We start from the raw sequence: 26,731 nt of genomic DNA on the forward strand, positions 1-26,731 counted from the left end.
GAAGGCCCCCGACCCGTTAACGTTTCTGGCGTGAGGACCATCGACTGGGTGGACGGCGCGATCGAGCTGATCGACCAGACGCTGCTTCCCGACCAGTGCGTGACGTTACGCGTCCACACCGTGGACGAGCTCGTCGACGCGATCCGCCGGCTAGCCGTGCGCGGCGCGCCCGCCCTCGGTGTGGCCGGCGCGCTCGGCGTCGTGCTCGCCGACGGCGACCCGGAGCTGATCGCCCGGCTGCGCGCCGCCCGTCCCACCGCCGTCAACCTCGCCTGGGGCGTCGACCGCGCGGCCGCCCGCCTCGCCGAGGGCAGGGAGGCCGTGCTCGCCGCCGCGCTGCGCCTGCGCGACGACGACATCGCCGCCTGCCGGGCCATGGGGGAGCGCGGCGCCGACCTGCTGGAGGGCGACCGGCTGCGGATCATGACCGTGTGCAACACCGGCGCGCTCGCCGCCGTCGAGCACGGCACCGCGCTCGGCGTCGTCCGTACGCTGCACGAGCGGGGCCGGCTGGCCGAGGTCCTCGCGCTGGAGACCCGGCCGCTGCTGCAGGGGGCCAGGCTCACCACCTGGGAGCTGGCCGGGATGGGCGCGCCGCACCGCCTCGTCGCCGACTCGGCGGGGCCCTACCTGCTGGCCAGGGGCGGGGTGGACGCCGTGCTCATCGGCGCCGACCGCATCGCCGCCAACGGCGACACCGCCAACAAGATCGGCTCGTACGCCCTCGCGCTCGGCGCCGAACGCGCCGGCGTCCCGTTCTACGTCGTCGCGCCCGAGTCCACCATCGACCCCGGCACCCCGACCGGCGAGCACATCGAGATCGAGGACCGCGGCCCCGGCGAGATCGTCTCGGTCAGGGGCGTGCGGGTCGCACCGGAGGGCACCGACGCGATCAACCCCGCCTTCGACGTCACCCCGCACGACCTCATCACCGCCATCGTGACGGAGAGCCGGGTGATCCGGCCCTAGGCAAATCAGCCAACTCCGGGACCTGTCCGCGTATCCCTTGTTACGCTCAGTATTCCCCGCACTAGTCTCGGAGTTCGTCTTGGCCATCGACCTGGTGTCACGGCGCGACTGGAACGCCCGCGCCCCCCGCGGAGACTACTCACAGCTCGACTCCGCCAAAGGCGTGAAGGTCCACTACACCGGCGGCAGGGTCGATCCCGGCATCGTGAGCGACCACGGCGCGTGCGCGGCCCTGGTGCGCTCCATCCAGACCCACCACATGGACGGCAACGGCTGGGTCGACATCGGCTACTCCTTCGTGGCCTGCCCGCACCGCAAGGTGTTCGAGGGGCGCGGCCTGCACCACCTGCCCGCCGCCAACGGCCCCGGGCTCAACGCCGGTCACTACGCCGTGCTCGGCCTGGTCGGCAACACCGGGCTCGTGCAGCCCACCGACCTGATCCTGCACGCCATCCTCGACGCGGTCGAGCACGTACGCGCCCGCGGCGGCGCCGGCAAGGAGATCAAGGGGCACCGCGACGGCTACTCCACCGACTGCCCCGGCGAGCCCTTGTACGCGTGGGTGCGGCGGGGCGCGCCCCGGCCCTCGGGCGGAGCGGAGCCGCCTCCGTCCGGGCCGGTCGCGCCGCCGTTCCCCGGGCGGCTGCTGTCGTACCCGCCGGTCATGCGGGGTGACGACGTACGCACCTGGCAGGGCCGCATCCGGCAGCGCGGCTTCGACCTCGACGCCGACGGCGCCTACGGCCCGGCCTCGCGCGCCGCCTGCCTTGCCTTCCAGCGGCAGCAGGGCATCGCCGACGACGGCGTGGTCGGCCCGCTCACCTGGCGGCTCACCTGGGAGGCCCCGCAAAGCTGATCAGGGTGTCGGGGGCCCCTGGGGTGCTGGTTCCTACCGGTTCCGCCTACTATCCGAGACATGGAACTCGCAGCGGGGTTCACGCCCACGACCCGTGACGACTGGCGGGAGCTGGCGGTGGCCGTCCTGCGCAGGTCCGGGATCGAGGCGGGCTCGCCCGAGGAGGCGCTGTCCACCCCCACCTACGACGGGCTGACGATCGCGCCCCTCTACGACCTGGACGACCTGCCCGGCGACCCTGGGTTGCCCGGTGCGCCGCCGTACGTGCGGGGCGCCCGCACCGTCCCCCGCTGGGACGTCCGGCAGCGGCACGCCGCGCCCGACCCCGAGGCGGTGCTGGCCGACCTGGAGAACGGCGTCACCTCGCTGTGGCTGGTCGTCGGCGACGGCGCGATCCCGCCGGAGGCGCTGGCAGGCGTGCTTAAGGACGTGCTGCTCGACCTGGCCCCCGTGGCGCTGGAGGCAGGCCCGCGCACCCGCGAGGCCGCCGAGGCGCTGCTCGCGCTGGCCGCCGAGCGCGACGTCGCGGTCTCCGGCAACCTGGGGGGCTCCGGCGCGGCCGGAGCGGAGCTGGCGGTGCGGTGCGCCGCCGGGTTCCCCGGCCTGCGGGCCGTCACCGTGGACGCCACCCGCTGGCACGACGCGGGCGGCGGCGACGCCGACGAGCTGGGCTGCTCGATCGCGCGCGGCGTGGCCGAGCTGCGCGAGCTCACCGGGGCCGGGCTCTCCGTCGAGCAGGCGCTGGGGCAGATCGAGTTCCGCTACGCCGCCACCGACGACCAGTTCGCCACCATCGCCAAGCTGCGCGCCGCCCGGCGGCTGTGGTTCAGGGTCGCCGAGGTGTGCGGCGCGCCCGGGCACGGCGGCCAGCGGCAGCACGTGGTCACCAGCTCGGCCATGATGACGGTCCGCGACCCGTACGTGAACCTGTTGCGCACCACCGTCGCCTGCTTCGCCGCCGGGGTGGGCGGGGCCGACGCCGTCACCGTGCAGCCGTTCGACGCCGCGCTCGGCCTGCCGGACGGCTTCTCCCGCCGCCTCGCCCGCAACACCCAGGCCCTGCTGCTGGAGGAGGCGCACCTGGCCCGCGTGCTCGACCCCGCGGGCGGCTCCTGGTACGTCGAGCGCCGCACCGCCGACCTGGCCGAGCGGGCGTGGGCGTGGTTCCAGGAGATCGAGGCCGCCGGCGGCGCCGACGCGGCCGAGGAGCTGATCGCCGCCCGCGTGGCCGCCACCCGCGAGCGGCGCGCCGCCGACGTCGCCCGCCGCCGCTTCCCGATCACCGGCGTCAGCGAGTACCCCGACCTCGGGGAGCGGCCCATGAGCAGGAGCGGGAACGGCATCGCCACGCCGCGCTACGCCGAGGAGTTCGAGGCGCTGCGCGACCTCGCCGAGTCGCGGCCGGAGCGGCCCAAGGTGTTCCTCGCCACGATCGGGCCCGTCGCCGCCCACACGGCGCGGGCCGCGTTCGCCGCCAACCTGTTCCAGGCCGGCGGCTTCGCGACCGAGACCGCCGGGCCGGGCGCCGACCCCGAGCAGATCGCCACCGCCTTCGCGGTCAGCGGCGCCCGCGTCGCCTGCCTGTGCTCCAGCGACCGGCTGTACGCCGAGCACGCCGCCCCCGTGGCCGCCGCGCTCAGGCGGGCGGGGGCCAGGCGGGTGTGGCTCGCGGGCCAGGGCGTGTACGACGGCGTGGACGGCACCGTGCACGCCGGCTGCGACGCGCTGCACGTGCTGCGCACCACCTATGACGACCTGGGGGTGACCCGATGATCCCGGACTTCTCCGGCGTACCGCTCAACGGCCTGGCCAAGGAGCCGGGACGGCGGCCCGAGCCGGACGGCGAGGTCTGGGAGACGCCGGAGGGCATCGCGGTCAAGCCCCTCTACACGGCGGACGACCTCGACGGGCTCGACTTCCTGCGCACCTATCCCGGCGCGGCGCCGTACCTGCGCGGGCCGTACCCGACCATGTACGTCAACCAGCCGTGGACCGTCCGCCAGTACGCGGGCTTCTCCACCGCTGAGGACTCCAACGCCTTCTACCGGCGCAACCTGGCCGCCGGGCAGAAGGGGCTGTCGGTCGCGTTCGACCTGGCCACCCACCGCGGCTACGACTCCGACCACCCGCGCGTGGCGGGCGACGTCGGCATGGCCGGGGTCGCCATCGACTCCATCTACGACATGCGCCAGCTCTTCGACGGCATCCCGCTGGACCGCATGTCGGTGTCGATGACCATGAACGGCGCCGTCCTGCCCGTCCTCGCCCTCTACATCGTGGCGGCCGAGGAGCAGGGGGTGAAGCCGGAGCAGCTCACGGGGACCATCCAGAACGACATCCTCAAGGAGTTCATGGTCCGCAACACCTACATCTATCCGCCGGCCCCCTCGATGCGCATCATCTCCGACATCTTCGCCTACACCAGCGAGAAGATGCCGAAGTTCAACTCGATCAGCATCTCCGGCTACCACATCCAGGAGGCCGGGGCCACCTGTGACCTGGAGCTGGCCTACACGCTGGCCGACGGCCTGGAGTACCTGCGGGCCGGGGTCGCGGCCGGGATGGACGTCGACCGGTTCGCGCCGCGGTTGTCATTCTTCTGGTGCATCGGCATGAACTTCTTCATGGAGGTCGCCAAGCTCCGCGCGGCCCGGCTGCTGTGGAGCCGCATCGTCAGGGACATGGGCGCCAAGGACCCCAAGTCGCTGAGCCTGCGTACGCACAGCCAGACCTCCGGCTGGTCGCTCACCGCACAGGACGTGTTCAACAACGTGGCCCGTACGTGCGTCGAGGCGATGGCCGCCACCCAGGGCCACACCCAGTCGCTGCACACCAACGCCCTGGACGAGGCACTGGCGCTGCCCAGCGACTTCTCCGCGCGGATCGCCCGCAACACCCAGCTCCTGCTCCAGCAGGAGTCGGGCACCACCCGCGTCATCGACCCGTGGGGCGGCTCCTACTACGTCGAACGGCTCACCCACGACCTCGCCGAGCGGGCGTGGCAGCACATCGAGGAGGTCGAGGCGGCCGGCGGCATGGCCAGGGCCATCGAGGCCGGGCTGCCGAAGCTGCGGATCGAGGAGGCCGCCGCCCGCGCCCAGGCCCGCATCGACTCCGGGCGGCAGCCGGTCATCGGCGTCAACAAGTACCGGACCGGCGACGACCAGGTCATCGACGTGCTCAAGGTGGACAACAGCGCGGTTCGCGGCCGGCAACTGGAGAAGCTGGCTCGGCTGCGGGCCGAGCGGGACGCCGACGAGGTGCGGCGCGCACTCGACGCGCTCACCGCGGCCGCCGGGAACCCGCAGGCGGGGCTGGAGCACAACCTGCTCAAGCTGTCCGTGGACGCCGCCCGCGCCAAGGCCACGGTGGGGGAGATCTCCGAGGCCCTGGAGCGGGTGTTCGGGCGGCACGCCGAGCGGGTCCGTACCATCTCAGGCGTGTATCGCGACGAATCGGGCCCCGCCGAGAACATCGAGCGCGCGCGCCGCGCCTGCGCCGAGTTCGAGCGGGCCGAGGGGCGCCGGCCGCGCATCCTGGTCGCCAAGATGGGCCAGGACGGGCACGACCGCGGCCAGAAGGTGATCGCGACGGCCTTCGCCGACCTCGGTTTCGACGTGGACGTCGGCCCGCTGTTCCAGACGCCGGAGGAGGTCGCGCGGCAGGCCGTGGAGGCCGACGTGCACGTGGTCGGCGTGTCCTCGCTGGCCGCCGGGCACCTGACGCTGGTGCCCGCGCTGCGCGAGGCGCTGGCCGGGCTCGACGCCGGCGACATCATGATCGTGGTCGGCGGCGTCATCCCGCCCGGCGACCACGACGAGCTGCGTGCCGCGGGCGCGTCCGCGATCTTCCCGCCCGGCACGGTGATCGCCGACGCCGCGCTCGGCCTGCTCGACCAGCTCAGCCGGCGGCGCACAGCGTGAGCGTGACCGACCGCTGGACGACGACCGGGGACGTGATGCGCAGCGTGACGCGGCGGGTGGCGCCCTCCGGAGGCGGGTCCGCCGTCAGGGCCCGCGGTGAGGTCAGGTAGCGCTGGCCGTTCCCGGGGATGAGCGTGGAGGCGGTCGCGCCCGCGGGCGCGCCGTCGATCAGCCATGCGTAGCGGATGGTCAGCGGGCCGCCGGTGCGGGCGGCCAGGGCCCGTACGGTGACCTCGCCGGGGGTCCAGCAGCCGTCGTTGCCGGTGCCGTGCGGGCGCAGGCGGGTGACCTGGAGCCGGGCGGGGCTCGGCTCGGCGGCGCGGCTGCTTTCGGGCGGGGCGGCGGGAGGCTCGGGGCGCGGGGGCTCGGTGGGGGTGAGCCAGACGATCGCGGCGGCCAGGACCGGCACGAGGACGCCCGAGACGGTCGTGATGAGCGCCATCCTGACCCGCCTTCCCCTGCTCGTGGGGGTGGCCGGCGCGTCGCCGGTGACGAGGACGTCCACGAACGCCGACCGCTGCCCCTCCTCGACCCGCGGCTGCTCGAAGCGATGGAACGCCGTCCAGTCAGGTGGGGGAGCGGTCGCCCGCCCCTGACCGGGCTGCGCGGAGGCCGCGAAGGGACGCACCAGGAGCGTCCCGGTATCCCGCGCCTGCGCCTCCGGCGACGACAGATTCGACTCCGGGGGCGGAACGTGCAGCCCCGGACGCGGGATGTGCGGGTCCGGGAGCGGAGCCTGTGGGTCCGGATGCGGGAGCTGCGAGTCCCGGAGCGGCGCCTGTGGGCCCAGGTCCGGGAGCTGCGGGCCCCGGAGCCGGGCCGCCGGGTCCTGGCGAGAGAGCTGTGGATCCGGATGGGGGATGCGCTGGTCCGGGAGCGGGTGCTGCGGGGCCGGATGCAAAAGATGCGGGTCCGGGCGCGAGGCGTGAGTGTCCGGGCGCGGGAGCTGTGGGTCCGGATGTGGCAGGTGCCGGTCCCGGGGAGAGGCGTGGGGCGCTCGGAGGGGGAGGCTCGGGGGGCGGAACTCCTGGGTGGCGGCTGGGGTGGCGAAGTCGTCGTCCGGTGTGGGGGCGGCGGTGCCGATGAGGTGCAGGAGTACCTCGCGCATGGTCGGGCGGGCCGCCGGGTCCTTGGCCAGGCAGGCGGTCACCACCTCACGCAAGGGGGCGGGGAGTGCGTCCAGCTGCGGCTCGTCGCGCAGCACCCGCTCGGCGACCTCGGCCGGGGGACCGTCCCCGAAAGGTGGCACCCCGGTGGCGGCGAACCCGACCACCGCAGCCCAGGCGAACACGTCGGCGGGCGCGCCGCCCGAGAGTCCCGCGACCTGCTCGGGCGCCAGATAAGCGGGCGCCCCGGCGCCGCCCGCCATCGCCGTCCCGGCCCCGCGCACCACCTCCCCGTACGCCCCCGCGATCCCGTAGTCCGCCACCAGCGCCCCACCAGGCCTCAGCAGCACGTTGGCCGGCTTGAGCGCCAGATGCGCGATGCCCGCCTGGTGCAGGGCGTTCAGCCCGGTCGCCACCGCGACGGCGAGCCGGGGCAGCTCGCCCGCCGGGGCGGGCGCGGCCTGCTCCAGGGTGGGCCCGTCCACGTACTCGCGCACCACGTACGGCCGCTCGCCGGTCGCCGCGTCGAGCACCCGCGCCAGGCAGGACGGCTCCATCCGCCGCGCCACGGTCAGCTCCCTGACCAGCCGCTCCCGGTCGGCCAGGACCTCGGGCAGCAGCTTGACCGCGACGGGCCTGCCGTCGCGCGCCCGGCCGAGGTAGCCGGCGCCGCGCCCGCCCGAGCCGAGCCGCCCGACGAGCCGATAGGGTCCGGCGGCAGCCGGGTCGCCCGCGCGCAGCGGTTCGACGTTGGGCATGAGGGGAGTGACTCCTGTGACGGCTGAGACCGGAACCCCAGCACCATACTGGCAAAGTCAACATTTGTCAGAAGACATGATGACCAAGAGGAAGAGAGGGGTGCGGGGCGTGCACTCGCTGGAGGATTACGCCGACGGCGTCCGCGCGGGCTCGCGTACGTGGATCGCCCGCGCGATCACGCTGGTCGAGTCCACCAGGCCCGACCACATGGCCCTGGCTCAGCGGCTGCTCGTCGAGCTCACCCCGCTCACCGGCCGCGCCCGCAGGATCGGCGTGTCCGGCGTGCCGGGCGTGGGCAAGTCGACGTTCATCGACGCGTTCGGCACGATGCTGACCGGGGAGGGGCACAAGGTCGCCGTCCTGGCCGTGGACCCGTCCTCCACCCGCACGGGCGGCAGCATCCTCGGCGACAAGACCCGCATGTCCCGGCTGTCCGTCGATCCCGCGGCCTTCATCCGGCCCTCGCCCACGTCGGGGACGCTGGGCGGTGTGGCCAAGGCCACCCGGGAGGCGATGGTCGTGGTGGAGGCGGCCGGGTTCGACGTGGTGCTCGTCGAGACCGTCGGCGTCGGCCAGTCGGAGACCGCCGTGGCCGACATGGTGGACACGTTCCTGCTGCTCACCCTGGCCCGTACCGGCGACCAGCTCCAGGGCATCAAGAAGGGCGTGCTGGAGCTGGCCGACGTGATCGCGGTCAACAAGGCCGACGGCGAGTACCAGCTGCCCGCCAAGAAGGCGGCCAGGGAGCTGGCCGGCGCGCTGCGCATGCTGCGCTCCGACAGCACCCCGCCGCCCGTGCTGACCTGCAGCGGCCTGACCGGCGACGGCCTGGAGAAGCTGTGGCGGCACGTCGTGGCGCACCAGGAGTCGATCGACCTGGCCGCCAGGCGGCGGGCCCAGCAGGTCGGCTGGACGTGGACGATGGTCCGCGAGCGGCTGCTGGCCGAGCTGCGCGACGACCCCGAGGTGGCCGCCATCAAGGACGAGGTGGAGCGGCAGATCCTGGACGGCTCGCTGACCCCGGCGCTCGCCGCCGACCGGCTCCTCTCGGTCTTCAAGCGGCCCTGTTCCCGCCTCCTCGAAGGCGGCCCCGCCACCTCCTGATCTGAACGCCGCACACGCGTTTCCTGACCGCGCGTGCTAGATTTTGGCCATGCGGTCAGAAAATGAGCCAACTGGTCAGAAGTCGCGGTCGTTCATCGAGGACGCCCGGAGGGCTCAGATCGTCGCCGCGGCCATCGACGTGATCGCCGACGTCGGGTTCGCCCAGGCGTCCCTGGCCCGCATCGCCAGGCAGGCCGGCATCAGCAAGGGGCTCATCTCCTACCACTTCGCCGGCAAGAAGGAGCTGATGACCGAGGTCGTCGTGGTCACCTACACCGCCATCGCCGACCACGTCCTGGCCGCGATGCAGGGCGTCGAGTCGCCCAGGGAGCTGCTGCGCACGCACGTGCTGTCCGTCGCCGCCTACATGCGGGAGCAGCGCAAGGGGCTCAAGGCGCTGGGCCAGATCTTCGGCAACCTGCGCGACGCCGACGGCAGGCCCCGCTTCGGCATCAGGACCAACGACGAGATCTACCGGAGCCTGGAGAACATCTACCGCGCCGGCCAGGCCGCCGGGGAATTCCGCGACTTCGACGTCCGGGTGATGGCCGTCACCCACTCCGCCGCGGTGGACGCGATGTTCGCCTACTGGGTCGAGCACCCCGAGCACGACCTGGACGAGCACGCCCGCCAGCTCGCCGACCTCCTCGAAAGGGCATGTGCCACATGAAGACCGAGGCCACCGGCACCACGAGCACCACCACCAGGATCCTCGCCCTCGACAACTTACGCGTCGCGCTCACCGCGCTGGTGGTCGTCCACCACGCCGCCATCACCTACTCCCACATCCCGCTCTGGTACTACAGCGAGCCCGCCCAGGACCCCTCGGGCTTCCTGCTGGACGTCCTGCTCGTCGTGAACCAGGCGTTCTTCATGGGGTTCTTCTTCCTCATCTCCGGCTTGTTCACCCCCGGCTCCTACGACCGCAAGGGCGCGGGCCGCTTCCTCGTCGACCGGCTGCTCCGGCTCGGCGTCCCGCTGCTGGCCTACGTCGTGCTGCTGCGACCGCTGGTGATGCTCGGCGACTACCTCCAGGACCCGGACGTCCCCTATTGGCAGCACTACCTCGACACCTTGGACGCGGGCCCGATGTGGTTCGCCGAGGTGCTGATCGTCTTCGCGCTGGCCTACGCCGGCTGGCGGGCGCTGCGCGCGCCGCTCCCCGCCCGCCCGGCCCCGCTGCGGCCGCGCTGGATCGTGCTGTTCACGCTGGGGCTGGCGGCGGCCACGATCCTGTGGCGGATCCCGGTGCCCACCGGCACGTACGCGCTGGGGCTGCCGACGCCGGACTTCATGCCGCAGTACGCGGCCATGTTCGTGCTCGGCTGCGTCGCCCACCGGCGCGGCTGGTTCGAGACGCTGCCGGTGCGGGCGTCCCGCGTGGGCTTCGCCGCGGCCGGGGTCGCCACGGTGGCGCTCATGCCGGTGGCGCTCGGCACCGGGCCGCTGGCCCCGGCCGCGATGAGCGTGTGGCATTCGGTCTTCGCGGTCGGCATGATCATCGGGCTGACCGTGTGGTTCCGCGAGCGGTGGAACCGGCAGGGACCGCGCGGCCGGTTCCTGTCCCGGCACGCCTACGCCGTCTACGTCGTCCACCCGCTCGTGCTGGTAGGCCTCGGCTGGGCGCTGCGCTGGCTGTCCGCGCCCGCCGCGGTCAAGTTCGTGATCATGCTGGTCCCGGCGCTGCCCCTGTGCTGGGGGCTGGCCTTCCTGGTCCGGCGGCTGCCGGGGGCCGATCGCGTGCTGTGACCGGCCCCCGGGACGTGCTCAGCCGTCGTAGAAGCCGTCCAGGGTCTTGCCGTGACGCTCCTCGACGATCTTGCGGCGGATCTTGAGGCTGGCGGTCAGCTCGCCGCTCTCCACGGTGAAGTCCTCGGCGAGGATCGCGAACTTCTTCACCGTCGCGTAGCTGGCCTGGTCGGCGTTGACCTGGTCGATCGCCTTCTGGATCTCCGCGCGCATGCGCGGGTGCTCGCGCAGCGCCTCGGCGTCGGCCGGCAGCGACTCGGCCGCCGCCCACGGCGCGACCACGTCCATGTCGAGCGTGACCAGGGCGGTGACGTAGTTGCGCCGGTCGCCGTGGACGAACACGTGCGACACGTACGGGCAGGCCGCCTTGATCGAGCCCTCCAGGTGGGTCGGCGCGACGTACTTGCCGCCGGAGGTCTTGATCAGCTCCTTCTTCCTGTCGGTGATGCGCAGCCGGCCGGCCTCGTCCAGCTCGCCGATGTCGCCCGTGCGCAGCCAGCCGTCCTCCAGCGCCGCCGCGGTCTCCTCGGGCAGGCCGTGGTAGCCGCGCATGATCCCGCGCCCGCCGATGAGGATCTCGCCGTCGTCGGCGATGCGCACCTCGGTGCCGGGCAGCGGCGGGCCCACCGTGCCGAAGCGCGGCGAGTCCGGCCGGTTGAGGAAGCTGCCCGCCGACGACTCGGTCAGGCCGTAGCCTTCGAGGATCGTCAGGCCGGCCGCGTCGAAGAACTCGGCGATGTCGGTGTTGAGCGGGGCCGCGCCCGAGATGAAGTAGCGGACCCTGCCGCCGAAGCGCTCCCTCAGCTTGGCGAAGACGAGCCGGTCGGCCAGCGCGTACTCGGCGCGGGTGGTGAGCGGCAGGCTCGCGCCGCGCTGGCGGGCCCGGCTGACCCGGATGCCGGTCCTGCGCGCCCATTCGAAGATGCGCAGCTTCGCGCCGCCCTCGCGCCGCATGGACGCGGCCACGGTGTTGTGGATCTTCTCGAAGATGCGCGGCGCGGCGGCCATGATGGTCGGCCGCACCACCCCCAGGTTGTCGGCGATCTTGTCGAGCCGGCCGTCGATCGCGGTCGGCACGCCGATGCCGATCATCACGACCTCCAGCAGCTTGCCGAACGAGTGCGACAGCGGCAGCCAGAGGAAGTGCAGGTCGGCGGGGGAGATGAGACCGAGCTGCCGGACCGCGTCGGCGGCGTACAGCCAGTTGTCGTGGGTGAGCTCCACACCCTTGGGCCGGCCGGTGGTGCCCGAGGTGTAGATCAGGGTGGCGAGGTCGTCCTCGGTGATGGCGTCCACCATGGCGTCGTAGTCGCCCTCGCCGGTCACCGAGCCGAGCGGCACCACCCAGCCGTCGTCGCCGGGGGAGCCGTCGACGACGATCACCTGCGTGACGCCGGACAGCTCCTGCCGGACCGAGCGCAGCTTGGCGACCTGCTCGTCGTTCTCGGCCACGACGATCGTGCTGCCGGAGTCGGTGATGACGAAGGCCGCCTCGGCGGCCGTGTTGGACGGGTAGATCGTCGTCGTGGCGGCGCCGGTCGCCAGCACGGCGAGGTCGGTGAGGATCCACTCCAGCCGGGTCGAGCACAGGATGGACACCCGTCTGCCGGGGCCGGCTCCCAGTGCCGCCAGGCCGAGTGCCAGCCCGCGCACGCGCTCGCCCACCTCGCGCCACGTCAACGACTCCCAGCCGTCATCGGTGGGCACGCGGTACGCCTCGGCGTCGGGGGTGGCCGCGATCCGGTCGCGTAACAGGGCGGGGATGCTCGACATGCCTGTCCTCCAGAGGTGCTGTTGTGCCGACTCTAGGCCGGGAGGCCGCGATCAGTCGACGGTCCGGCCCCGCGGCTGGATCGCGGCGACCGTTCCCGGGGTGCGGACCTCCCACGCGCCGCAGGCGCAGCGGAGATAGCACACCACGCCGTCGGAGGTGCGGTGGGAGGAGACGACGGTCAGGGCGAGGGGGTCGTGCCGGTGTCCGGGGTGCATGATTCCAACCTGAGGTAAGGACCTTGTTCAGTTCAACACTTACAACCTGCTTCGCCGGCCGTGACCCGCACGTGGGCCATCATGGATGAGCCTTTCCCCCTACCCGAGAGGAAATCCCCCGATGCGCGTGCTGCTCACCGGATTCGAGCCGTTCGGCGGCTCCGCCGTCAACCCGTCGTGGCAGGCGGTGCGGCTGGCCGAGGCCGCGCCGCCGGAAGGGGTGTCGCTGACCACGGCGCTGCTGCCGGTGGTCTTCCATGACGCCATCGCGCGGCTGCGCACGGCCGTCGAGGAGTCCGGGGCGGACGTCGTCATCTGCGTCGGGCAGGCGGGAGGGAGGGCGGGCATGACGGTCGAGCGCGTCGCCGTCAATCTCGACGACGCCAGGATCCCGGACAACAAGGGCGTCCAGCCCGTCGACGAGCCCGTCGTCGCGGGCGGGCCGGCGGCGTACTTCTCCACCCTCCCGGTGAAGGCGTGCGTGGCCGCCGTCCGCGACGCCGGTCTGCCGGCGTCCGTGTCGCACACGGCGGGCACGTACCTCTGCAACCACGTCTTCTACGGCCTGATGCACCACCTGGAGTCCGGCCGGCCGGGACGGCGCGGCGGCTTCGTGCACGTGCCCTACCTGCCCGAGCAGGTCCCGGACGGCGACAAGCCGTCGATGCCCGCCCGGTCCGTCGCCGAGGCGCTGACGGCGATCGTGTCCGCGGCGGTCACCACGACCGAGGACCTGAAGGAGACCGGCGGCGCCCTCCACTGACCCGTGGTTGCCCCTGCTCGGGGTGATCCCCTAACCTGGAATGGTCTTATCGCCGACCCACGGGGGCAGTTGACGTGAGGATCTGAGGTCGCGGGCACCGCGCAGTTCCGCCCTGTCATGGGCTTTTCGTGCGCACACCTGGACCTCTCGGCGATCCTCCTCGCCCCTCCGTCGCGGGCTCGGCCCCGGCTTCCATGTGTCGCGCGTCTGCGGTGTTTCCCGCCTGTCACGAAATTTGTCGCACGATTTCGACTTTTGTGCTGGGAGCCGCCTCTATGCCTTTTTCCATCGTCGTCGACCGCGTCAGCTTCGCCTGGCCGGACGGCACCCGGGTGCTCGACGGGCTCGACGCCGCCTTCCCCGCCGGCCGTACCGGCCTGATCGGGGTCAACGGGTCGGGCAAGTCCACCCTGCTGAAGATCATCGCTCGTGAGCTGGCCCCGCGGTCCGGCTCGGTCACCGTCACCGGAGAGGTGGGATACCTGCCGCAGAACGTGCCGCTCGCCGCCGCCCGTACGGTCTCCGACCTGCTGGAGATCAGCGGGAAGCGGGCCGCGCTGCACGCCGTCGAGAGCGGCGACGTCGCCGAGGAGCACTTCACCGCGATCGGCGACGACTGGGACGTCGAGGAGCGCGCGCGGGCCGAGCTCGACCGGCTCGGCCTGGCCCACCTCGGGCTGGACCGCACGGTCGGCACGCTGTCCGGCGGCGAGACCGTCATGGTCGCGCTCGCCGCCCAGCTGCTCAAGCGGCCCGACGTGCTGCTGCTCGACGAGCCCACCAACAACCTCGACCTGGACGCCCGCGAGCGGCTGTACGCCGCCGTGACCGCCTGGCCGGGGGTGCTCGTCGTGGTCAGCCACGACCGGGCGCTGCTGGAGCTCGTCGACCAGGTCGCCGAGCTGCGCGAAGGCGGCGTGCGCTTCTACGGCGGCAACCTCACCGACTACGAGGGGCAGGCCGCCGCCGAGCAGGAGGCCGCGCTGCGGACCGTACGCGCCGCCGAGGGCGAGGTGCGGCGGCAGCAGCGCGAGCTCGTCGAGGCGCGGATCAGGATCGACAGGAACATCCGGGCCGGCAAGAAGGCCGCCGCGAACAACAGGGCGCCGAAGATCGTCGCCAACGGGCTCAAGCGCAAGGCGCAGGCCACGGCGGGCAAGCAGCGGACCCTGCACGAGGAGAAGCTGGAGGAGGCGCGCGAGCGGCTGGGCGAGGCCGAGCAGGCGGTGCGGGGCGACGCGGAGATCAGGATCGAGCTGCCGGGCACCGAGGTGCCGTCCGGCCGCACGGTCCTGTCCCTCGCGCTCGCCCCGCCTTCGAAAGAGGGGGAGACGGGGGAAGAGGGCACGGCGGAAGAGGGCACGGCGGAAGAGGGCGCGGCAGAAGGGGAGACGGCGGCGGAGGACGCGGCGGAGGATCGGGTCGTGCCGTTGGAGGCGCTGATCGTGCGCGGGCCCGAGCGGATCGCGCTGCTCGGCAGGAACGGCTCGGGCAAGACGACCCTGCTCAAGCGCATCGCCGCCGGCGAGGGCGCGCACGTGCCGGTCCGCTACCTGCCGCAGCGGCTCGACCTGCTCGACGACGGGCTCAGCATCATCGACAACGTCCGGGCCGTCGCGCCCTCGGCGTCGGTCAACGAGGTACGCGCCCGGCTCGCGCGCTTCCTCTTCCGCGGCCAGCGGGCCGCCCAGGCCGTCGGCACGCTGTCGGGCGGCGAGCGCTTCCGCGCCACGCTGGCCGCGCTGCTGTCGGCCGAGCCGCCGCCGCAGCTCCTCCTGCTGGACGAGCCGACCAACAATCTCGATCTGGCCAGCGTCCGCCGGCTCGCCGAGGCGCTGGCGGCCTACCGGGGCGCGCTGATCGTGGCGAGCCACGACCTGCCGTTCCTGGAGACGATCGGCATCACCCGGCGGCTGGTCCAGGACCGGGAGAGGGGGTTGACGGAGGTCTGACCGGAGGGGGCTCCGATTGACGGGCGGGGAGCAACCGGGCGATAGTGTGGCAGGTGGCTTCACCCCGTTTGATCTCGTGTGTTCTCGCTCTCGCGACCCTCACGGTCGGCGCCTGTTCCTCCACCGCGCCGACCCCCGAAGGCGGCTCGTCCACGGTCTCCGGCGTGGCAGGGGGCACCGGCGGCGACGCCGGCTCGGCCTCGGCCGCGCCGAGCGCGAGCGCGCTCACCCCCGAGGCGTACAAGGCCGAGCTCGACGGCAGGCACAAGCCGATGGCCGACGCGATCGGCTCGCTCGCGGGGGCGCGCGGGGTCAAGGCGCTCGACCAGCGGGTCAGCAAGGCCGAGGAGACGTTGTCCGGCGCGGCCGAGTCGCTGGCCGCGCTGGTCCCGCCGGCCGACGTCCGCCCGCAGCACGACGCGTACGTCACCAGCCTGCAGGACTTCGTCACCGCGCTCGGCGCCACGAGCGGCAAGGTCGGCGCGCGCGCCCTGTGCACCTCCTCGGCCGTGCTCGCCGACCTCGGCGCCAAGCTCAAGGCGCTGGACGAGGCGGGGGAGGCGCTGCAGAAGGCCGGAGACTACCCGGCCGACGTGGTGGACGTGAAGGCGGCGCGCAAGCAGACCCGGCGGCTCGGCAACGGCTCGTTCGTCCGTAACGGATCGTTCGGCGGGCGCAGCTCGCTGGAGATCGACAACGGCGCCGGCAGGGACGCGGTGGTGACCGTGATGCGCGGCAAGAGCAAGGCGTTCAGCGTGTACGTCCGCCGCAAGGCCAAGTTCAAGGTGAAGGGCGTGCGCGACGGCTCGTACAAGATCTACTTCACGCACGGCGTGGACTGGGACGGCCGCAACAAGGCGTTCACCCGGGAGTGCAGCTTCGAGAGGTTCCAGAAGTCGGTGACGTTCAAGACGACGGTCACGGCCACGCAGATCCGCTGGCACGACTGGCGCGTCACGCTGCACGCCATCACGGGCGGCAACGCCCGCACCGCCCCGGTCGACCCGGAGTCCTTCCCCGGCTGATCGGCCAGGGGCCGCGCCCTCGCAAGGAGGACGCGGCCCGCGCACGATCAGGTGGAGAACAGCATGCCCACCCAGCTGCGCTGGTGGCGGTGGTGGCCGTGGTGGTAGCCGCCGTGCGACGGCGCGCCCCAGGCCGGGCCGGGGGCGGGCGGCGGCGGGGGAGCCGCGTGGTACTGCGACTCCATCCTGGTCAGGGTCTCCAGCTCGCCGTAGTCGAGGAAGATCCCGCGGCAGTTGTCGCACTGCTCGATGTGGACGCCGTTGCGCTCATAGGTCCGCATGTTCCCGCGGCACTTGGGGCACTGCATCGAAGTCGCTCTCCTTGGCTTTCAGGTTCCAGGATGAAACCTACCGCGCGCAACCCGCCTACGCTCTGACGATTCGGTTGCACGCCTCGATCAACGAATGCTCGACGTCGTCGAGTTCCCGGCCCTCGCGCTCGGCGTTGACCACGGCCACGGCGGCCAGTTGCACGGTCAGCGCCCGCGCCGGGACGTCCAGCCGCGCCCACGGGTCGCCGCCGCCCAGGGCGGGCCCGCCCGCGGCCAGGTAGGCGCCCAGGAACCGCTGCCACACGGCGGGGTCGAGCAGCCCGGCGGCGTACCAGGCGGCCGGCCGGGCCAGGTCCCAGGCCGGGTCGCCGACGCCCAGGTCGTCGACGTCGATGAGCAGCCAGCGGTCGCGGCGGACGAGCTGCCCGAGATGCCAGTCGCCGTGCGTGAGCAGCCCGGGGGCGGGCCCAGGGGTGGGCAGGGACGCGGGCAGCTCCTTGAACGTCCGCCGGATCAGCGCCTCCACCGGGCCGTCGCCGCTCATCCTGCTGACGGCGCGGGCGGCCCGCGCGGGCCCTCCCGCAGGGGGCAGGGCGGGCATCAGCGTGAGCGGCACGGCGTGCAGCGCGGCCAGCAGCCTGGCCCCCTCCTCCCAGGGCGCGTGGTCGAGGTCGTCCTGACGGACGGGCCGCCCGGCGGGCCACACCGTGACCGCGCGCCCGGCGACCGTCAGCACCTCGGGGTCGAGCGGAGCCAGCATGACCGTGCTCGCCGCGGGGGAGGCGGCGGCCCGTAACCGTACGCGCAGCTCCTCCGCGTCGTCGCGGGCCGAGTGGGCCTTGACCACCACCTCGCCCCTGCGCAGCACGATCACGTCCGTACGCGTCGGATGCAACACGGGCGCGCCCGTCCCGCCGTAGCCGGCGGCGATCTCGGCCAGCTCCTCCTCAAGACCCACGGGGTACAGACTATTGGCGGCAAACCGGTCGGTCAGACTGGGAGCATGAGAATAGGTTTCGCCGTACCGCAGTCGGGCGCCTGGGCCACACCGGACAACCTGCGCCGGGTCGCCGTCCGGGCCGAGGAGCTCGGCTACCACGACCTCTGGACGTTCCAGCGCCTGCTCTACCCCGTGGGGCACGAGATGGGGCCGACCTACCGCAGCGTGCACGACCCCGTGGTGACGCTGGCGCACCTGTCGGGGGTGACCGGGCGGATCGGGCTCGCGGTCGCCGTGATCAACGCGTACGTGCAGCCCGTGGTGCTGGCCAAGCAGCTCGCCACGCTGCAGACGCTGTCCGGCGGGCGGCTCATCGCGGGCATCGGGCTCGGGTGGGTGCCGGAGGAGTTCACGGCGGCCGGAGTGGCGTTCGAGGGGCGCGGGCGGCGCGGCGAGGAGTTCGTCGAGGTGCTGCGCAAGGCGTGGAACGACGACCCGGTCGAGCACGAGGGCGAGTTCTACCGCGTGCCGGCCTCGCACCTCGACCCGAAGCCGGAGCCGGGGCCGCCGCCGATCCTGCTCGGCGGCACGGCCGAGGTGGCGCTGCGCCGGGCGGCCCGGCTGGCGGACGGGTGGGTGAGCTCCAGCAGGGAGGACCTGACGGCCATCGCGGAGCGGATCAAGCTGATCAAGGCGGAGCTGGCCGCGTCGGGGCGGGACGCGGCCGGGTTCCGCTTCGTCTGCCGTGGCGTCACGCGGGTCAGGCCCGAGCCCGGCGAGCGGCCGCTGACCGGCCCGTACGACAAGATCCGGGCCGACGTGGACGCGCTCGCCGCGGCCGGCGTGACCGACGTCTTCCACGACCTCAGCTTCGACCAGGAGTTCGTCGGCCTCGACGCCGGGGAGGCCGCGCGCCGCGCCGAGGAGGCCCTGGAGGCGCTGGCTCCCTAGCCCCCGCTGTACGGGACGGTGATGATCTCCAGGTTGTGCCCGTCGGGATCGGACCAGTAGAGGCCGCGCCCGCCGTCGTTGGTGTTGATCTCGCCGGGCCGCCGGTGGAACGGATCGGCCCAGTACGTCAGCCCCCGCTCCTTGATACGCCCCCAGATCCGGTCGAACTCCTCCTCGCTCACCAGGAACGCGTAGTGCTGGGCGGTCACCGGCCCGTCGGCCTGGGCCACGTCCAGCGAGACGCCGTTGCCGAGCGAGACGACCCGGAAGGGGCCGTAGACGGGCGCGGGCTCCAGCCCGAGGATCTCGGTGAGGAAGGCGGCGGTCGCGTCCCGGTCGCGGGCCGCGACGATGGTGTGGTTCAGCTGCACTGCCATGACTTCCACGCTATGCGCAGAAGCGGCAGGACGGTCAGCCGGCCAGTCGCAGGGCTTCGGCGGCGACGGCGTGGCGCAGCTCGCGGATGCCGTCGCGGCCCCGTACGGGGTGGACGGCGTTGGTGAGCAGCACCACGGTGAGGCGGCGGACCGGGTCCACGACGAGGGACGTGCCGGTGAAGCCCGAATGGCCGTAGGCGCCGGTCAGCGGCCCGACGATGGCCGGGTCGCCGAGGCGCACGCCGAGCCCGTGGCGGAAGGGCGCGCCCGTCGCGCCCTGGTCGCGGGTCAGCTCGGCCACGCTCTCCGGCCGCAGCATCGGGCCGCCGCCGCGCCGCAGCGTCTCGCCGAAGGCCAGCAGGTCGGCGGCGGTGGCGAACACCCCGGCGTGGCCGGTGACGCCGCCGAGGGCCCAGGCGGTCTCGTCGTGCACCTCGCCGCGTACGCAGCCAACGCCGGGACGCCCGGCCTTGCACTCGGTGGCGGCGACGCGGGCGGGGTCGCGGGGCCCGTACCCGGTGTCGGCCAGGCCGAGCACGCCGGTGACGCGCTCGCGGACGAGCACGTCGAGCGGCGCGTCCCCGGCCAGCTCGGCGAGCCCGCCCGCCATGATCATGCCGACGTCGCTGTAGAGGTAGGGGCCGCCGACCGGATGGGTGGGCGGCGTGCGCCACATCGCCGCCATGCGTTCGGCGGCGGTGGCGTCCGGGAGTTCCCTGTCGATGCGGCGGCCGGGCGGCAGGCCCGCGGTGTGCGTGAGCAGCCGGCGCGGGGTGATCCTGGCGTCGAGGCCGGGGACCAGCGCGGCGGCCGGCTCGTCCAGCGCCAGCCGGCCCTCCTCGGCCAGCGAGAGCAGCACGACCGTGGTGAACAGCTTGCTGACCGAGGCCAGGTCGAAGATCGAGTCGTGCCGCACCGGCGGGCGCTCGGCGGCCAGCGCGCCGTCCGCGCCGGTGTAGCGCACCAGCTCGCCCGTGGCGGCCGTGGCGGCGACGTCGCCGTCCACGGCGATCATCGCCACGGCCGCCGGGCAGACCCGCGGCACCGCCCCCGCGAGGATCGCCGCAAGCCCGTCCGGCATGTCCGCCCCCTCCACCCGTGATCAGCCGTTCAGCTCGCCGCTCAGCCGCTCAGCGCGTCGCTCAGCCGCTCGCCGTGCGTGGCGAGCAGGGCGCGGGCCGCGTCGGCGTCGATGCCGTGCTGGATCATGAGCACCGCGACCTTCGTCCGCCCGCCCGCCGCGTCGAGCGCCGCCCCCGCCGTCTCCCGGTCGGCGCCGGTGATGTCGCGGACCATGCGCAGCGCCCGGTCGGCCAGCTTGGAGTTCATCGCCGACATCTCGACCATCTGGTTGCCGTACGTCTTGCCGAGCTTCACCATGCTGATCGTCGAGATCATGTTGAGCACGAGCTTCTGGGCCGTGCCGGCCTTCAGGCGTGTCGAGCCGGTCACCACCTCAGGCCCCACGACCACCTCGATGCCGTGCTGGGCGGCGGCCGACAGCGGCGCGCCCTCGTTGCACGACAGGCCCACCGTGAGCGCGCCGCGCACGGCCGCCTCCGCCAGCGCGCCCAGCACGAAAGGGGCCCGCCCGCTCGCGGACACGCCGACCACCGAGTCCAGCGCGCCCACGTCGAGGTCCCTCAGGGCGGCGGCGCCCGCCTCGGCGTCGTCCTCCGCCCCCTCGACGGACCGGGTCAGCGCGTCGGGGCCGCCCGCGATGACGCCCTGGACCAGCGACGGGTCGGTGCCGAACGTGGGCGGGCACTCGCTGGCGTCCAGCACGGCCAGGCGTCCTGACGTGCCGGCGCCCACGTAGAGGAGCCGGCCGCCCTGCGACATGCGGGCGGAGATCGCGTCGATGGCTCCCGAGATCGCCGGGATGGCCACCGCGACGGCCGCGGGCACGGCGGCGTCGGCCTGGTTCATCAGTCGGGCGATCTGCTCCGTCGGCAGCCGGTCGATCTGGCTGTAGCGGGGGTCGCTCTGCTCGGTGGACAGCTCGGGTAGCGGATCAATCATGACGCTAATTTCCACCCTTATCTTCCCTCTTGTAAATATCTTTCAGCACAATGGCTCCATGACTCTTGTGCGTACCGGAGCCGAACGGCTGGCCAACGATCCCGCGCTCGCGGGAGGTACCCGCCTCGGCCTCGTCACGAACCCCACCGGCGTGCTGCCCGACCTGACCCCCACGGCGGAGGCGCTGCTGGCCGCCGGGGCGCCGGTGACCGCCCTGTTCGGCCCCGAGCACGGCCTGCACGGCACCGCCCAGGCCGACGGGGGCGAGGCCGACGGCGTGGACGAGCGGACCGGGCTGCCGGTGCACAACACGTACAAGCTGGCCGGCGAGGAGCTGGACGCGGCGGTCGCCGCCGCCGGCGTGGACACGCTCGTCTTCGACATCGCCGACGTGGGCAGCCGTTTCTACACCTACGTGTGGACGATGTACGACCTGCTCGCCTCGGCGTCCCGGCTGGGCCTGCGGTTCGTGGTGCTGGACCGGCCCAACCCGCTCGGCGGCACGGTCGCCGAGGGCCCCCTGCTCGACCCCGCGTACGCCAGCTTCGTCGGCCGCCACCCCATCCCCGTGCGGCACGCGCTGACGGCGGGCGAGCTGGCCGGGCGGTTCGGCTTCGACGCGGACCTGACCGTCGTGAAGATGACCGGCTGGCGGCGCGACACGCCCTGGGAGGAGACCGGGCTGCCCTGGGTGATGCCCTCGGTCAACATGCCGACCCCCGACACCGCCCTCGTCTACCCGGGCACCTGCCTGTTCGAGGGCACGAACTTCTCCGAGGGCCGCGGCACCACCCGGCCGTTCGAGCTGATCGGCGCCCCCTACGTGGACGGCCGGTTCGCCCCGGCGCTCGACGCGCTCGGCCTGCCGGGGGTGCGCTTCCGCGACGTCCGCTTCACCCCCACCTTCCACAAGCACGCCGGCACGCCCGTCCGCGGCGTCCAGCTCCACGTGCACGACCGCGAGGCGTTCCGCCCGGTGCTGACCGGGGTGTCGATGCTGCACGTGGCCCGCACCCTCTACCCGGACGACCTGCGCCTGCTGCCGGGCCTGGACCACCTGTGGGGGTCCGGCGAGCTGACCCGGCGGCTGGAGGCCGGGGAGGACCCGCGCGAGCTGTGCCCGCCGCCGGGAACCCCTTCGGGACCGCTGCTCTACGGCTGACATCACGCCAGGGCGCGCCGGTAGAGCCAGAAGACCCGCTCCGCCCGCGCGCCCACGGCCCGCGAGTAGAACCGCAACGGCCCGACCCACCCGATCTGGGCGTCCGCCTGCCCCGCGGCCCGCTGCTCGGCCAGGCACCTGCGGAGCAGCACCCGGCCCAGCCCGAGCCCCCGCGCGGCCGGCGCGGTGCCCATCGGCCCGAACCAGGACGGCCGCGCCCCCCACGCGGCGAACGCCAGGATCTCCCCGTCGCGCTCGGCGAAGTGCAGCCCGGTGGCGTTGGCCGCCTCCCAGGCCCACCGCTCGTTCCAGTGGCCGGCGACGAACGCCGCCACCCGCTCCCGCTCGTCCCCGCCGGCCGCGCGCACGGCCACCCCGGCCTGCTCCAGCCGGACCAGGTCGTCCTCGACCGACAGGTCGCCCTCGCCCAGGTCGGCCGTCATGTTCCAGGCCACGTGGTAGCGCTCGTAGCCGAGGCTCTCGGCCAGGCAGGCTGCGGCGGTGTAGCGCACGTCGATGCCGGGCCAGGCGTAGCAGGGCGGGTTGCCGGCCCAGCGGGCCTCCCGCGCGCCCCGCTCGCGCAGCCACTCCTCGGCCGCCAGCACCAGCGCCCGGCCGCGGCCCTCGCCGCGCGCCGACGGGTGCACGGCGAGCAAATCGAGATGCCCGGTCCCCGGGTCCTTCTCCGACAGGGACGTCATCACCACGCCGCCGTCCACGGCCAGCGCGGTCCACGTCCGGCCGGGCGGCGGCGCGGCCAGCCGCCGGACCAGCGCGGCCCCCTCCCCGGGGTCGCAGGTCAGCGCGTCCGCGGCGATCCCGGCCGCCTCCGCCAGCTCCGCCGCGTCCGCGATCGGCCGCGCCTCGAAGGCCATCACACCTCACTCATCGGGCGCGCGATCACGCTGCGCCGCTCGGGGTAATAGCACGCGTGCTCCTGCGGGATCCCCTCGGTGATCTGCAGCAGCGGCCGCTCGTCGGCGCACCGCTCGCCCTGGAACGGGCACCGGCGGGCGAACAGGCAGCCCTCGTCGGACTGGCTCTCGTCCAGCGACGACAGCGGCGTCACCGGCTCCTCGCCCGGCCGCTCCAGGCCGTGCAGCACCGGGATGGCCGACAGCAGCGACTGCGTGTACGGGTGCACCGGATCGGCGATCACCGTGTCCACGGGGCCGCGCTCGACGACCTGCCCGCGGTAGATCACGTACAGCTCGCCGTCGTCGCCGATGTAGCGGGCGGTGGCGACGTCGTGCGTGATGAACAGCACGCTGACGCCGAGCCGCTCGCGCAGGTCCTTCAGCAGGGCCAGGATGCCGAGCCGGAGCGAGACGTCGATCATCGAGACCGCCTCGTCGGCCACCAGCATCTCCGGGTCCACCGTGAGGGCCCGCGCGATGACCACCCGCTGCCGCATGCCGCCCGAGAGCTGGTGCGGGTAGCGCGCCAGCACCGTGCCGGGGTCCAGGCCGACCAGCGAGAGCACCTCGGCCGCCCGCTCCTCGATCCACGCCGACGACCGGCCGGTCTGCTTGGCGCGCAGGCTCAGCGGGGCGTACAGCGTCTGGTGGATGGTCCGGGTCGGGTTGAGCGCCGAGTACGGGTCCTGGTGGATCATCTGGATCTTGCGGAAGTGCGGCTGGCGCTGCTTGGGCCGCAGCGGCGTCATCGGCACGTCGCCGATGACGATCTCGCCCTCGTCGTAGCTCTCCAGCCCCGCGATGATGCGCCCCAGCGTGGTCTTGCCGCAGCCGGACTCCCCGATGAACGAGGCCGCCCCGCCCTTCGGGATCGCGAAGTCCACGCCGCGCAGCGCCCGCACCTCGCGGGCGCCGAGCACCTTGCCGCGCTGCTTGAACGTCTTGACGACGCCGGTCCCGGTGATCACGCGTGCTCCTTCGTCGCGACGGTCGTGGACGCCGGCGCGCTGTTCACGGCGTGGCAGGCCACCAGGCGCGGGCCGTCGGCGACGGTCTCCGGGTCCACGGTGTCGCACACGTCCATGCGCAGCTCGCAGCGCTCCCTGAACACGCACCCCTGCTTCGGCACGGTCGCCAGCGTCGGCGGCCGGCCGGGCAGCGCCCGCGCCTCGCCGATGTCGCCGGTCAGCCGGGGGATGGCCTGGATCAGGCCCCGCGTGTACGGATGCCGCGGCGCCCCCAGCACCTCCCGCGTCGGCCCCTGCTCGACCAGGCGGCCGCCGTACATGACGGCCAGCCGGTCGGCCACCTCCGCCACCACGCCGATGTCGTGCGTGATGACCAGCGTGGTCAGCCCGCGCTCGGCGTGCACCTCGCGCACGATCCGCAGGATGTTGGCCTGCGTGATCATGTCGAGGGCGGTCGTCGGCTCGTCCAGCACCACCAGGTGGGCGTTGAGCACCAGCGCCAGCATGATGCCGACGCGCTGGCGCATGCCGCCCGACAGCTCGTGCTGGTGCGAGTCGAGCACCCGGGCGCCGTCCAGGCCCATGCGGCCGAGCAGCTCCTTGGCCTCGCGCACCAGGCCGCGCAGGTCGTCCACGCCGTGCGAGCGGCCGAGGTCGAGTAGTTGCTTGCCGACCGTCTTGAGCGGGTTGAGGGAGTTCTGGGCGGCTTGGAAGACGTAGCCGATGTGCTTGCCGCGGGCCTTGCGCAGCTCCTCGCCGCGCAGCCCGACGACGTCGCCGAGCCCGTCGATCTCGACGCTGCCGCCCGCGATCCTGCCGGGTGGCTGCACCGCGTTCAGCAGCGACAGCGCCAGCGTGGACTTGCCGGAGCCGGACTCGCCGACGATGCCGGTGATCGAGCCTGGCTCCAGCGTCAGCGTCACGCCTCTGACGGCGGGCAGCTCGCCCGCGGGGGTCTTGTAGACGACGGTCAGTCCGTCGATGCGCACTCCCGGCGCTTGGTTGCTCACCCTCACTACTCCTCGCGCAGCCGGGGGTTGAAGATCTCGTCCATCGCGTCCACGACGAGCACGATGGCCAGCGTCAGCAGCAGGATCGCCAGCAGCGGCCCCAGCAGGTAGCCGAGCGCGTTCGGGGTGATCAGCGCGCCCGCCTGGAACACGGCCAGGTTGAGCATCACGCCCCAGTTGTCCGACTCGTACGGCAGCACGCCCAGGAAGAACAGGCCCACCTGCGAGTAGACCGCGCCGGTCACCGAGATGAGCATGTTCATCGCGATGTACGGCGCCATGCTCGGCAGCAGCTCCTTGCCGATGATGTGCGTCGTGGACAGCCCGAGCCCGCGCGCCGCCTCGATGAAGCCGCGCTCGCGCAGCGACAGCGTCTGCGAGCGCACCGCCCGCGCCACGCCGCCCCAGCCCAGCAGGCCGAGCACCAGGCCCATCTGCCACGGGCTGCCGAAGCGCCACACGGTGGCCAGCACCAGCAGCAGCGGCAGGCCGGGGATGGTGAGCTTCATGTCGGTCACCCGCATGAGCACGGTGTCCCAGCGGCCCCGCTTGAAGCCGGAGAACAGGCCGATCGAGGTGCCGACGACCACCGTGATGAGCGCGGTGATCGCGGCGGTCAGCAGCACGTACCGGGAGCCGGTGATGACCAGCGCCAGCACGTCGCGGCCCTGCGGGTCGGTGCCGAGCCAGTGCTCCCAGCTCGGCGGCTGCGTGATCGCGGCCGGGTCGTTGGGCAGCGGGTCGGGCAGCAGCATCGGCCCGACGACCGCCATGACGACGAACCCGGCCAGGATGACCACGCCGACCAGGCGGCTCGGCTTGCGCCGCATCACCCGCCACACGCCGCGCCAGAAGTTGCGGCGCAGGGTCGAGGCGGCCGATCCGGTCTCGGGGATGAGCGTCGCGCTCACGAAACCTCCTCCCCGCTGCGCACCCGCGGGTCGATGACCGTGTAGAAGAGGTCGGCGACGATGTTGGCGAGAATGGTGCCGACGGTGATGAGCAGGAACGCGCCGCCCATCAGAGCGTAGTCCCGGTCGTTGACGGCGCCGATGAGCAGCCAGCCGAGGCCGGGATAGTTGAAGATCTTCTCGATGAAGACCGCGCCGCCGAGCAGCAGGCCCAGCGACAGGGCCAGCATGGTGAACAGCGGCAGGATCGCGTTGCGCGCGATGTAGCGGAAGACGATCGAGCGCTTCATCCCGCGCAGCTCGGCCGCGAGGATGAAGTCGTCGCCGAGCACGGTGACCACCGACGACTTCATCGCCAGGATCCACCCGCCGTACGCCGACAGGGCGTAGGTGAGGACCGGCAGCAGGGCGTGCTCGACGAGCGAGCCGAGGTAGCCGGCGTTCCAGCCGGGCTCGTACAGGATGTCCACCGAGCCGTCCGCGGGCAGGACCCCGAGGAGCGTCGAGAAGATCATCACGACCAGCAGCGCCAGCACGTACTGCGGGACGCCGTGGAGCAGCGAGCCCGAGATGGACAGGGCGTCGCCGAGCTTGCCGCTGCGCTTGACGGCGGCGTACACGCCGAGGATGATCCCGACGAGGAAGCTCAGCAGCGTGCCGGCCAGCACCGGTAGAACGGTCCACTTGGCCGCGTCGGTCAGCACGTCGAGCACCGGGGTGCCGGGCCTGCTGACCGAGACGCCGAGATCGAGCCGGAACAACCCGGCCATGAAGTCGGTGTACTGCTGCCACAGGCTGCCGTCGGGCTGGAAGCCGTAGAGCACCTTGACCGCCTGCCGGGCGGCCTCGGGGGCCATGCCGCCTTCGATCAGCTTCTCGTACCGGGCGGCCATCGGGTCGCCCGGGATGTTGTTGACGATGAAGAAGCTGATCGTCGCGACTACGAGGATCATGACGAACCCGCGGGCCAGGTGGCCCGCGAGTCGCCGTGCGATGAGCGTCATAG

25 protein-coding genes are annotated in these 26,731 nt (G+C 73.1%); 12 read left to right on the top strand and 13 right to left on the bottom strand.

Annotated features, from left to right (window positions below; translation table 11 throughout):
• The first annotated feature begins 30 nt into the window (after positions 1 to 30).
• The 4 genes from mtnA to scpA all read left to right on the top strand — a co-directional run bounded on the left by mtnA (position 31) and on the right by scpA (position 5,748).
• A complete protein-coding gene (mtnA, locus tag AC27IY_RS00705) occupies positions 31 to 969 on the top strand; it encodes an S-methyl-5-thioribose-1-phosphate isomerase (RefSeq protein ID WP_423447750.1) in 939 nt (312 codons plus the stop codon).
• 79 nt (positions 970 to 1,048) lie between these two features.
• On the top strand, positions 1,049 to 1,825 hold the full coding sequence (locus AC27IY_RS00710) for a peptidoglycan recognition protein family protein (protein ID WP_364445174.1): 777 nt from the start codon (positions 1,049 to 1,051) through the stop codon (positions 1,823 to 1,825).
• 60 nt (positions 1,826 to 1,885) lie between these two features.
• Positions 1,886 to 3,598, top strand: a complete 1,713-nt coding sequence (locus tag AC27IY_RS00715) for a methylmalonyl-CoA mutase subunit beta (protein WP_487176755.1) — start codon at positions 1,886 to 1,888, stop codon at positions 3,596 to 3,598.
• A complete protein-coding gene (scpA, locus tag AC27IY_RS00720) occupies positions 3,595 to 5,748 on the top strand; it encodes a methylmalonyl-CoA mutase (RefSeq protein ID WP_487176756.1) in 2,154 nt (717 codons plus the stop codon). Before AC27IY_RS00715 ends, scpA begins: the two co-directional genes overlap by 4 nt.
• Here the strand turns inward: scpA and AC27IY_RS00725 are convergent.
• The gene (locus AC27IY_RS00725) at positions 5,726 to 7,612 is read right to left on the bottom strand and encodes a serine/threonine protein kinase (protein WP_487176757.1); all 1,887 of its coding nucleotides are present in this window, start codon (positions 7,610 to 7,612) and stop codon (positions 5,726 to 5,728) included. The two genes, scpA and AC27IY_RS00725, sit on opposite strands and share 23 nt — an antisense overlap.
• A gap of 79 nt (positions 7,613 to 7,691) precedes the next feature.
• Here AC27IY_RS00725 and meaB point away from each other — a divergent pair, with 79 nt between their 5' ends.
• The 3 genes from meaB to AC27IY_RS00740 are packed head-to-tail and all read left to right on the top strand — an operon-like array spanning position 7,692 to position 10,466.
• Positions 7,692 to 8,717 (top strand): methylmalonyl Co-A mutase-associated GTPase MeaB, encoded by a 1,026-nt coding sequence (gene meaB / locus AC27IY_RS00730; protein WP_487176758.1) that lies wholly within the window; start codon positions 7,692 to 7,694, stop codon positions 8,715 to 8,717.
• 49 nt (positions 8,718 to 8,766) lie between these two features.
• Positions 8,767 to 9,387, top strand: a complete 621-nt coding sequence (locus tag AC27IY_RS00735) for a TetR/AcrR family transcriptional regulator (protein ID WP_487176759.1) — start codon at positions 8,767 to 8,769, stop codon at positions 9,385 to 9,387.
• Positions 9,384 to 10,466 (top strand): acyltransferase family protein, encoded by a 1,083-nt coding sequence (locus tag AC27IY_RS00740; RefSeq protein WP_487176761.1) that lies wholly within the window; start codon positions 9,384 to 9,386, stop codon positions 10,464 to 10,466. Before AC27IY_RS00735 ends, AC27IY_RS00740 begins: the two co-directional genes overlap by 4 nt.
• Positions 10,467 to 10,484: 18 nt before the next feature.
• Here AC27IY_RS00740 and AC27IY_RS00745 read toward each other — a convergent pair whose 3' ends face one another.
• Both AC27IY_RS00745 and AC27IY_RS00750 read right to left on the bottom strand, forming a co-directional pair.
• The gene (locus AC27IY_RS00745) at positions 10,485 to 12,239 is read right to left on the bottom strand and encodes an AMP-dependent synthetase/ligase (protein ID WP_487176762.1); all 1,755 of its coding nucleotides are present in this window, start codon (positions 12,237 to 12,239) and stop codon (positions 10,485 to 10,487) included.
• Between the two features lie 51 nt (positions 12,240 to 12,290).
• Positions 12,291 to 12,455 carry a hypothetical protein gene (locus tag AC27IY_RS00750; protein ID WP_344205762.1) on the bottom strand — a complete coding sequence of 55 codons (165 nt, stop codon included), beginning with the start codon at positions 12,453 to 12,455 and terminating at the stop codon, positions 12,291 to 12,293.
• Positions 12,456 to 12,576: 121 nt separating this feature from the next.
• Here AC27IY_RS00750 and pcp point away from each other — a divergent pair, with 121 nt between their 5' ends.
• The 3 genes from pcp to AC27IY_RS00765 all read left to right on the top strand — a co-directional run bounded on the left by pcp (position 12,577) and on the right by AC27IY_RS00765 (position 16,195).
• Positions 12,577 to 13,218, top strand: a complete 642-nt coding sequence (gene pcp / locus AC27IY_RS00755) for a pyroglutamyl-peptidase I (protein WP_487176763.1) — start codon at positions 12,577 to 12,579, stop codon at positions 13,216 to 13,218.
• Positions 13,219 to 13,493: 275 nt separating this feature from the next.
• On the top strand, positions 13,494 to 15,170 hold the full coding sequence (locus AC27IY_RS00760) for an ABC-F family ATP-binding cassette domain-containing protein (RefSeq protein WP_487176764.1): 1,677 nt from the start codon (positions 13,494 to 13,496) through the stop codon (positions 15,168 to 15,170).
• 164 nt (positions 15,171 to 15,334) lie between these two features.
• The gene (locus AC27IY_RS00765) at positions 15,335 to 16,195 is read left to right on the top strand and encodes a hypothetical protein (protein ID WP_487176765.1); all 861 of its coding nucleotides are present in this window, start codon (positions 15,335 to 15,337) and stop codon (positions 16,193 to 16,195) included.
• Between the two features lie 47 nt (positions 16,196 to 16,242).
• On the opposite strand, the gene AC27IY_RS00770 is transcribed toward AC27IY_RS00765, so the two are convergent.
• Positions 16,243 to 16,503, bottom strand: coding sequence for a TFIIB-type zinc ribbon-containing protein (locus AC27IY_RS00770; RefSeq protein WP_364456635.1), 261 nt, complete (start codon positions 16,501 to 16,503; stop codon positions 16,243 to 16,245).
• Positions 16,504 to 16,561: 58 nt separating this feature from the next.
• Positions 16,562 to 17,425 (bottom strand): phosphotransferase, encoded by an 864-nt coding sequence (locus AC27IY_RS00775; RefSeq protein WP_487176766.1) that lies wholly within the window; start codon positions 17,423 to 17,425, stop codon positions 16,562 to 16,564.
• Positions 17,426 to 17,470: 45 nt separating this feature from the next.
• Between AC27IY_RS00775 and AC27IY_RS00780 the strand changes: the two genes are divergently transcribed.
• Complete coding sequence (locus tag AC27IY_RS00780; RefSeq protein ID WP_487176767.1) at positions 17,471 to 18,358, top strand: TIGR03619 family F420-dependent LLM class oxidoreductase; 888 nt, start codon at positions 17,471 to 17,473, stop codon at positions 18,356 to 18,358.
• Here the strand turns inward: AC27IY_RS00780 and AC27IY_RS00785 are convergent.
• From AC27IY_RS00785 to murQ, 3 genes are read right to left on the bottom strand one after another with little or no spacing between them, the layout of a single operon-like run.
• Positions 18,355 to 18,735 (bottom strand): VOC family protein, encoded by a 381-nt coding sequence (locus AC27IY_RS00785; RefSeq protein ID WP_487176768.1) that lies wholly within the window; start codon positions 18,733 to 18,735, stop codon positions 18,355 to 18,357. The genes AC27IY_RS00780 and AC27IY_RS00785 overlap by 4 nt on opposite strands.
• Before the next feature lie 34 nt (positions 18,736 to 18,769).
• Positions 18,770 to 19,816: a serine hydrolase domain-containing protein gene (locus AC27IY_RS00790; RefSeq protein WP_487176769.1), complete on the bottom strand. Its 1,047-nt coding sequence runs from the start codon at positions 19,814 to 19,816 to the stop codon at positions 18,770 to 18,772.
• 41 nt (positions 19,817 to 19,857) lie between these two features.
• Positions 19,858 to 20,757, bottom strand: a complete 900-nt coding sequence (gene murQ, locus AC27IY_RS00795; RefSeq protein ID WP_423447720.1) for an N-acetylmuramic acid 6-phosphate etherase — start codon at positions 20,755 to 20,757, stop codon at positions 19,858 to 19,860.
• 58 nt (positions 20,758 to 20,815) lie between these two features.
• Between murQ and AC27IY_RS00800 the strand changes: the two genes are divergently transcribed.
• Positions 20,816 to 21,919 carry an exo-beta-N-acetylmuramidase NamZ family protein gene (locus AC27IY_RS00800; protein ID WP_423447718.1) on the top strand — a complete coding sequence of 368 codons (1,104 nt, stop codon included), beginning with the start codon at positions 20,816 to 20,818 and terminating at the stop codon, positions 21,917 to 21,919.
• A 2-nt stretch (positions 21,920 to 21,921) separates the two neighbouring features.
• On the opposite strand, the gene AC27IY_RS00805 is transcribed toward AC27IY_RS00800, so the two are convergent.
• From AC27IY_RS00805 to AC27IY_RS00825, 5 genes are read right to left on the bottom strand one after another with little or no spacing between them, the layout of a single operon-like run.
• A complete protein-coding gene (locus tag AC27IY_RS00805; RefSeq protein ID WP_487176770.1) occupies positions 21,922 to 22,794 on the bottom strand; it encodes a GNAT family N-acetyltransferase in 873 nt (290 codons plus the stop codon).
• Positions 22,794 to 23,804 (bottom strand): ABC transporter ATP-binding protein, encoded by a 1,011-nt coding sequence (locus AC27IY_RS00810; RefSeq protein ID WP_364456619.1) that lies wholly within the window; start codon positions 23,802 to 23,804, stop codon positions 22,794 to 22,796. The genes AC27IY_RS00805 and AC27IY_RS00810 overlap by 1 nt, the downstream gene beginning before the upstream one ends.
• Complete coding sequence (locus AC27IY_RS00815) at positions 23,801 to 24,814, bottom strand: ABC transporter ATP-binding protein (RefSeq protein ID WP_344205786.1); 1,014 nt, start codon at positions 24,812 to 24,814, stop codon at positions 23,801 to 23,803. The genes AC27IY_RS00810 and AC27IY_RS00815 overlap by 4 nt, the downstream gene beginning before the upstream one ends.
• Positions 24,815 to 24,819: 5 nt before the next feature.
• Positions 24,820 to 25,725, bottom strand: a complete 906-nt coding sequence (locus AC27IY_RS00820) for an ABC transporter permease (RefSeq protein ID WP_344205787.1) — start codon at positions 25,723 to 25,725, stop codon at positions 24,820 to 24,822.
• Complete coding sequence (locus tag AC27IY_RS00825; RefSeq protein ID WP_344205788.1) at positions 25,722 to 26,729, bottom strand: ABC transporter permease; 1,008 nt, start codon at positions 26,727 to 26,729, stop codon at positions 25,722 to 25,724. Before AC27IY_RS00825 ends, AC27IY_RS00820 begins: the two co-directional genes overlap by 4 nt.
• Between the last annotated feature and the right edge of the window lie 2 nt (positions 26,730 to 26,731).

The organism is Nonomuraea sp. B208 (assembly GCF_057536035.1).

Excerpts from the sequence above, each read along its gene's own strand:
- AC27IY_RS00715 (WP_487176755.1), top strand. The coding sequence starts at position 1,886 with ATGGAACTCGCAGCGGGGTTCACGCCCACGACCCGTGACGACTGGCGG.
- scpA (WP_487176756.1), top strand. The coding sequence starts at position 3,595 with ATGATCCCGGACTTCTCCGGCGTACCGCTCAACGGCCTGGCCAAGGAG.
- AC27IY_RS00725 (WP_487176757.1), bottom strand. The coding sequence starts at position 7,612 with ATGCCCAACGTCGAACCGCTGCGCGCGGGCGACCCGGCTGCCGCCGGA.
- meaB (WP_487176758.1), top strand. The coding sequence starts at position 7,692 with ATGACCAAGAGGAAGAGAGGGGTGCGGGGCGTGCACTCGCTGGAGGAT.
- AC27IY_RS00735 (WP_487176759.1), top strand. The coding sequence starts at position 8,767 with ATGCGGTCAGAAAATGAGCCAACTGGTCAGAAGTCGCGGTCGTTCATC.
- AC27IY_RS00740 (WP_487176761.1), top strand. The coding sequence starts at position 9,384 with ATGAAGACCGAGGCCACCGGCACCACGAGCACCACCACCAGGATCCTC.
- AC27IY_RS00745 (WP_487176762.1), bottom strand. The coding sequence starts at position 12,239 with ATGTCGAGCATCCCCGCCCTGTTACGCGACCGGATCGCGGCCACCCCC.
- AC27IY_RS00750 (WP_344205762.1), bottom strand. The coding sequence starts at position 12,455 with ATGCACCCCGGACACCGGCACGACCCCCTCGCCCTGACCGTCGTCTCC.
- pcp (WP_487176763.1), top strand. The coding sequence starts at position 12,577 with ATGCGCGTGCTGCTCACCGGATTCGAGCCGTTCGGCGGCTCCGCCGTC.
- AC27IY_RS00760 (WP_487176764.1), top strand. The coding sequence starts at position 13,494 with ATGCCTTTTTCCATCGTCGTCGACCGCGTCAGCTTCGCCTGGCCGGAC.
- AC27IY_RS00770 (WP_364456635.1), bottom strand. The coding sequence starts at position 16,503 with ATGCAGTGCCCCAAGTGCCGCGGGAACATGCGGACCTATGAGCGCAAC.
- AC27IY_RS00780 (WP_487176767.1), top strand. The coding sequence starts at position 17,471 with ATGAGAATAGGTTTCGCCGTACCGCAGTCGGGCGCCTGGGCCACACCG.
- AC27IY_RS00785 (WP_487176768.1), bottom strand. The coding sequence starts at position 18,735 with ATGGCAGTGCAGCTGAACCACACCATCGTCGCGGCCCGCGACCGGGAC.
- AC27IY_RS00790 (WP_487176769.1), bottom strand. The coding sequence starts at position 19,816 with ATGCCGGACGGGCTTGCGGCGATCCTCGCGGGGGCGGTGCCGCGGGTC.
- murQ (WP_423447720.1), bottom strand. The coding sequence starts at position 20,757 with ATGATTGATCCGCTACCCGAGCTGTCCACCGAGCAGAGCGACCCCCGC.
- AC27IY_RS00800 (WP_423447718.1), top strand. The coding sequence starts at position 20,816 with ATGACTCTTGTGCGTACCGGAGCCGAACGGCTGGCCAACGATCCCGCG.
- AC27IY_RS00805 (WP_487176770.1), bottom strand. The coding sequence starts at position 22,794 with ATGGCCTTCGAGGCGCGGCCGATCGCGGACGCGGCGGAGCTGGCGGAG.
- AC27IY_RS00825 (WP_344205788.1), bottom strand. The coding sequence starts at position 26,729 with ATGACGCTCATCGCACGGCGACTCGCGGGCCACCTGGCCCGCGGGTTC.